The sequence below is a fragment of the Trichocoleus sp. ST-U2 genome (genome assembly GCF_039961875.1).
Classification (GTDB): domain Bacteria; phylum Cyanobacteriota; class Cyanobacteriia; order Cyanobacteriales; family FACHB-T130; genus FACHB-T130.
Map to the genome: position 1 here is coordinate 38,954 of NZ_JAMPJY010000046.1, position 6,605 is coordinate 45,558.

Genomic DNA, 6,605 nt, shown 5'->3' on the forward strand with positions numbered 1-6,605 from the left:
AACTGACTCTTTCAGCGCTAGGCTAACGCCTCGCTTCAAAGACACGCGATCGCGTCCTAGTTGGTCGGCGAGGGGATTTTTATTTACTTCCGGCTAATCTCCTTCATTTTCCCCTTCCTGTGATGTGTTTCCTAAGTTGGGTACGTGGAGAACCGGCAAGCGATCGCCCCGAAATACTTCCTCACTATTTTGTCCAATGGCGCATAGCAATTCGCTGACTGCTTTGATGCCTAAAACTCCGAGTAGCATCGGCACCGTGGCTAAACTCAACCAAATTTCGGGCGTTGCAGACGTTGCATTTTCGGCGGTTGACGGTTGCTTTTTGTTAGGAAGAGTTTGCATGGGCGAAGGTCTAGATAAAAACTAATTTCTTTTTAGACAAACAAATAAAAGAGGTCAGAATTTAAACAGCACAAGGGGCACTTATCCTTCTAGTTTATGCATCTGAATAATACAGCGATAGCCTCCTAGGGCATAGTAGGACGGGAACACGCTCCTCAGCGCTACTGTCCTAAGCGCGGGGCGTTCGGCAAATAGCTATGGCACAAGAGCAATAATTCGGTAGCACCAATGGCAGTCTTGTGTAAGACTACTGAGAATCTAGAAGCAATTGTACAAAGCTTGGGGACGTTCGGAGCGGTTAACGCTTGCTGAAGTATTAAGTATGAAGTATTAAGTATGAAGTATGAAGTGTGAAGTATATCCTGAAATTTTGGTGTTCAACCAATTTTTCATCCTTTGTGACAACCTTTAAGCGCGACTTCCAATCGCAGGGTGCGCCCTCCGGGCTACAGCGTTCATGCTTCATCGTCTTTTCATCTGTTGCAAGTCCAGGGTACTTTCTTTGTGATGTTGGATGCCGATCCGATCGCCTATTTAGAGGGTCAATCCTCCCTCGCCCAGTGGGTTTCCCGCGCTATCGGTCTTCCGGAAGTGCGCCTACGATTTCGCTTACGAGGGAATAACCTGCATATTCTTTGTGAAGGCTCCGAATGTCCGCCTGCTGGACCCGTTGTGAGCCGATTTGTCGAGGCACTGAAGGGGAAGGAAGGAGGAGCTGGGTTCCCCCCGCAAGACGCTCCCATTGACCAGGTGATTCTCTATGGTCGGAAACTGGGCATCCAGCGCCCAGACTGGATCAAGCAAATTCACCTAGAGCGACTGGAACTGCATCAGGCGTCAGATGCCGCAGGCGTGGCTGCTGCAACGCCGACGGATGGGCAGGAAATGACTGCCGAGCAAGGAGCAACTAGCGATGCTGACGGGCTGAGAGTCTCCAACCGCAGCCTCGCTCGCTCCGGTCAACCAGAAGCGATCGCGCGTTATCTGAGCGAAACTCTCAGCCCAATGGGAGTCGGCGTCAAGGTCGTGATTCAGACGCTTGGGAGGGAGCCAGGAAGCCGGGGAGCCGGACAGCATCAAGAATTGTCCCCTGCTTCACCAGCGGTTTCCCGTCGTCTGTGGGTACTTTGCGATTCTAACTACAGCACCGATGAGTCGCTGATGGCGGAGCCGGTGGCGGCTCAGTTGCGAAATTTGAAGCTAGAAGGGTTTCGGGATGCCGTGATTTGCAGCCAGGTTCGAGGAGAAGCGGCTCCCGACTGGCGGCTGCGGGTGGATCTGACCCCTCCAGAGGAAATGCTCAAGGATTGGGCGCGTTGGGGAGATATCCAAGCGATCGCCCGCTTGCTAAATCAAGTGTTAAACGCGCAGGAGATGCAAATCTCCGCAGTTCTGAAAGATTCAACGCTGCATTTATTTTGTAGCCAGAAGCTCTTCAAGCAGCTAAAAGCAGCCGGAGACACCGTACCCGCAACCAGCGATGCGGCTGAGATTGCGATCGCTGCACCCGATCGAAAAACCGCAACGAGTGCGATCGCTCCCGTTTTAGAGTCTCTGACAACGCAAGGCATTCACGCTGCCACCATTTACGGCGTTGAGACTCACGGTGTAACACCAGTCCCGGAACAAGAAACGCCAATCTGGATTGAATGGCTGAATTTACCTGCGTCCAGAGATCCCGCGTTAGCAGAATCTACTTTGGAATTGGCGCAACGGGGCGATCTGAACGCAATTCAGTTTTTATTGCAACGCTTACTCAATCCCGACCTAGACGAGCGATTAACAACGGGTGGCATTCGTTTATCTCTGCGCCGCAAACAAGATTTGTTGCACATCATGAGCGAGGCACTCTCTAGTCCGCAGCAATCTGCCGTCGGGTCACCTGTTGCCAAGTTTCTGCGCGGGTTGGCGATTCCTGGCATTAAAGGGGTGCGAATTTATGGGCGTCGCGCCGGTCACTCCACCCCCTTGTGGCAGATGGGCGTTGATTTCACCCCTCGCAAACGCCTGGTACCGGAAGCAACCCCAGAGTTTGCTGCCAGCGATGTTTATCTAGGAGATATCCTCTCTGGCAGTAACGAACCCGTTCTGCGTTCTGATGTCACCAAGGAAGACCTCAAAGCAGCCGCTAGCGCTGTCTCTTTCAAAGTGACTCGAACCATCCAGCAATGGCTATGCGCTTCCCAATTGTTTATTCCCACGGTGGAGATTAAAGACCTGGCACCCGTCGCCTCAGGGAAACTTAGCAATTCCACCTACACTTATTACCAAGGTTTCGTCGTGGCTTTGGTCTGGGGGATGCTGGGATTCTTGCTCACGGTGCAAACGGATTGGTTTCTGTCTGCGATCCTGAAGTCAAAACCACCCATTAATCAAGCGTCCGCGGTCAGCGGCAAATCAACCCTTGACCCGCGAGAACCAATCGAGGATACGTCAGTTCCCTTGCCCCAGATGTCTTTGCAAAAATCTCGTGGTTCAGAGGCTCCTGTATTCAATTCTGAAGGATTCACTCGCCAAGGAGATATCACGGTAAGGAACGAGGGTGAAAAGTCCCAGCGGAATGCCGCATCAGCAGCAATTTTGGCAGCCGCGCGAAGTTCTAATCCCTCTTTTAATAACCGCCTGTTAGACGAAAAAGTGGCTCTCTACCAACAGATGCTGTTACAAAGACGGGGAGTTCCCCCGGATGTTTGGATAGTCGGCAGTTCTAGGGCAATGCGGGGGGTCGATCCTCAAGCGCTGGAAGAAGCATTGGCAGCGCAGGGATATCCGGGTGTTCAGGTGTTTAACTTTGGCATCAACGGTGCGACGGCTCAAGTAGTAGATTTGATGGTTCGCCAAGTTTTGACGCCAGAGCAACTGCCAAAACTGATTATTTGGGCGGATGGTGCCAGAGCGTTTAATAGCGGGCGGATAGATGCTACCTATAATGCGATCGCTAACTCGCAAGGCTACCAACATCTGCTTGCCGGTACTTTCCCCAAGCAGAATTCAACCCCAGGAAGTCCCAGCCAAACGACGGCGACACCACCGGCTAAAACTCCGGCGACGGCGGATAAAGGAGCCAGTGGTTCCTTAACGCAAAGCTATCAAATGGTTAATAATTGGCTCAATGAAACGCTAGGAACGTTCTCAGCGACTTATCCCCAGCGCGACCAAATGAAAACGCGGTTGCGGGATCTGTATGTTGTTTGGGCAAAACCAGCGAAAACAACTTCTGAGGGAGCCGGCGATAATCCCCAAACATTGACATCCAGCCAATTTGCCATTGATTTTGATGGCTTCCTTCCCCTCACCGTTCGTTACAATCCTGCCACCTACTACAAGCAATATGCCAGAGTCAGCGGTGACTATGACAGCGATTATTACGCTTTCAAGATGGAAGGCAAGCAAACCCAAGCGCTAGAATCGCTGCTGCAATTTACCCAAGCGCGTCAAATTCCGATTGTTTTTATAAACCTGCCTTTGACCCAGGATTACTTAGATCCAGTACGCATAGAATATGAGCAAGAATTTCAGCGGTATATGCGATCGCAAGCAATCCAAAAAGGGCTGATTTTCCGAGACTTAAATCAGCTTTATCCCACTCAACACGATTATTTTTCCGACCCCAGCCACCTTAACCGCTACGGTGCTTATGAAGTTTCTAACCAGCTAGCCGAAGATCCCATGATTCCCTGGCCTGCTAAATAGGACTGAGTTAAGAGGACTGAGGACTGAGTGAACCAGGAGTGGAATGAGTGCCCAATACCCAAGCTGAATTTATCCCGTTCTTTTACTTAGTTCAATTCTTCTTGTTTACCCTTAGTTTCCTGCTAAATAGGATTGAATCATGTTAGCGGGGCACGAAGTGCGGACTGAGGGCTGAGTGAGTCAGGAGTGGAATGATTACCGAATACCTAAGATGAATCTCTCTCATTCTTTTACTCAGTTCAATCCTTGTTGTTTACCCTTATTTTCCTGCTAAATAGGACTGAGTCATATTAACGAAGCGGCACGAAGTGCGGACTGAGGACTGAGTCAATCAGGAGTAAAATGAGTGCCCAATATCCAAGATAAACTTCTCTCATTCTTTGACTCAGTTCAATTCTTCTTATTTACCCTCAGTCCTCAGCCTTCAGCCCTCAGTCCTCAGCCCTCAGCCCTCAGTCCTTACTCCTCAGTCTTCAAAAATGACTTTTATCTCTCTTATCTACGGAGTTTTTCTGCTCAGCGTTTTGGGAATTTACTGGTCGTTCCAAAAACAGTCTTTGCAGATGTGGACGTTGCTTGTTGTCAGTCTGGTTTTCTATACCTCACTGCAAGCGCCAACTTTGGTGAATGAGCATTGGCTGCAAATTTTAGCTTCGCCGCAAGTTGCCTATATTCCTTTGCTGATTGCTATTACTTTGATGAACTTCAGCTTAGGTAAGGCAATTGGAGAAAATACAGCATTAGGGATGTACGCGACCGATCCCCATGAAGATTGGCAATTCGATCAAGCGTTTTGGAATCGCCAGCGACTAAAGTTTTTATGGTTGGGGATTGTTCTGAATGTCTTATTGTTGGTGAGCTTTAAGTATGTACCTTTCTTCTTAAATTCGGTGGCGGGCTTCTACGAACAATTCACCGGAACATCGCTACCCGTTGCCGAAAATAGCGCCAGTTGGGTCAGCACTCACTTAATTGCGCCTTTAGGTTTGAGCTTCTTTTCTTTTGAGTGCATTGCTTATTTAATTGATGTATATCGTGGTGCCCCAGCGACGGAGCGATTTCTCGATTTTGCAGCTTATAAGTTATTTTTTCCCAAGCTAATTGCAGGGCCAATTACTCGTTACCATCAATTCTCAACTCAGCTCAAAACGCTGCAATTTCCAACACTTAATCAGATTACAGAAGGACTGTGGCTGATTGCCTGCGGTGCAGTTAAAAAAGCGCTTTTGGCAGATCGGCTGGGAATTTTTGTTGATTTGTGTTTTGGTAACTTAGAGCGAGCGAGCAGCGGCGATTTGTGGTTAGCGATCGCTGCCTACGGACTGCAACTCTATCTGGATTTTAGTGGGTACGTAGATATCGCCCGTGGTAGTGCCATCCTCTTAGGCTTCAATCTCCCGGAGAATTTTAATTTTCCTTACTTCAGTACCAGCATTGCTGATTTTTGGCGGCGCTGGCATATTACGCTAGGCGATTGGTTGCGAAACTACCTCTATTTTCCCTTGGGGGGTTCGCGCCAAGGGCTGCGCCGTACCTGCCTAAATTTGCTAATTATCATGTTAATTGCTGGGATTTGGCATGGAGCAGCTTGGGGCTATGTCGTCTGGGGTGCCTATCACGGTCTTGCTTTAGTGGCTCACCGCCTCACAGAAGCCCACTCCCGCCAGTCTGAGAAAGCTAGAAATTGGTGGAAAAGCCTTTCGGGTGTACTGCTTGCGTGGTTGCTAACCCAGTTTATGGTGTTCACATCCTGGATTTTCTTCCGCCTACCGAATCTGAAACAATCCAGTTGGGTGATTCAGCACCTCTGGGGTCAGCCTGCTGATGCCCAGTTTGCCGAAAAAGTCTACGGGGAGGCGCTGGGTGTGAATGCATCTCAGTTAGGTCTACTGCTTTGGCTGCTAGCCGCGTCGATGCTCCTCGTCTATGCCGTCCATCGGGGTCTCAAGTTACAGCTTAATTGGCCTCTGAAGCTGCTGCTGGTGCCATTGTGTTTCTACATTGTCTGGATATTTGCGCCCCAAGGCGGTCTTCCCTACATTTACTTTGATTTTTAGGGCATTACATTAAGCGATCGCCCGCTACTCCTGGCTGACACGTCTCGCTTGCGATCGCTAACCCTACCGCATTCTCAGCCACTCATAAGTAAATGAAATGACAGTGATTCGGATTTATGAACAAAAAAAGACTGGACAAATACGAATAAATGTAAATATTATTAAATACAAGGCGAGACAAACTTCGCCTCATTCATACCGAACCTAGAAAATTCAAAGCACTCATAAAAACATGACCACAACCTTACAAAGACGCGAAAGCGCCAACGTATGGCAACGGTTTTGCGATTGGGTCACATCAACCGACAACCGCCTGTATGTAGGCTGGTTCGGCGTTCTGATGATCCCAACCCTACTGTCTGCCACCATCTGCTTCATCATCGCCTTCATCGCCGCTCCTCCCGTGGACATCGATGGCATCCGCGAACCCGTAGCTGGTTCCTTGATGTACGGCAACAACATCATCTCCGGAGCCGTAGTTCCTTCCAGCAACGCCATCGGCTTGCACTTCTA

Annotated in this window: 3 protein-coding genes and 1 pseudogene; 3 read left to right on the plus strand and 1 reads right to left on the minus strand. The window is 49.5% G+C overall.

Going from position 1 to position 6,605, the window contains the following annotated elements:
- Positions 1-93: 93 nt before the first annotated feature.
- Positions 94-342, minus strand: coding sequence for a hypothetical protein (locus NC996_RS23015; RefSeq protein ID WP_190686587.1), 249 nt, complete (start codon positions 340-342; stop codon positions 94-96).
- A 432-nt stretch (positions 343-774) separates the two neighbouring features.
- On the opposite strand from NC996_RS23015, the gene NC996_RS23020 reads away from it, so the two are divergent.
- The 3 genes and pseudogenes from NC996_RS23020 to NC996_RS23030 all read left to right on the plus strand — a co-directional run.
- On the plus strand, positions 775-4,035 hold the full coding sequence (locus tag NC996_RS23020) for a DUF1574 domain-containing protein (protein WP_339380351.1): 3,261 nt from the start codon (positions 775-777) through the stop codon (positions 4,033-4,035).
- Positions 4,036-4,514: 479 nt separating this feature from the next.
- On the plus strand, positions 4,515-6,092 hold the full coding sequence (locus NC996_RS23025) for an MBOAT family protein (protein WP_190686584.1): 1,578 nt from the start codon (positions 4,515-4,517) through the stop codon (positions 6,090-6,092).
- 232 nt (positions 6,093-6,324) lie between these two features.
- A pseudogene (locus NC996_RS23030) lies at positions 6,325-6,605 on the plus strand (photosystem II q(b) protein); the annotation flags it as partial.

Excerpts from the sequence above, each read along its gene's own strand:
- NC996_RS23025 (WP_190686584.1), top strand. The coding sequence starts at position 4,515 with ATGACTTTTATCTCTCTTATCTACGGAGTTTTTCTGCTCAGCGTTTTG.
- NC996_RS23015 (WP_190686587.1), bottom strand. The coding sequence starts at position 342 with ATGCAAACTCTTCCTAACAAAAAGCAACCGTCAACCGCCGAAAATGCA.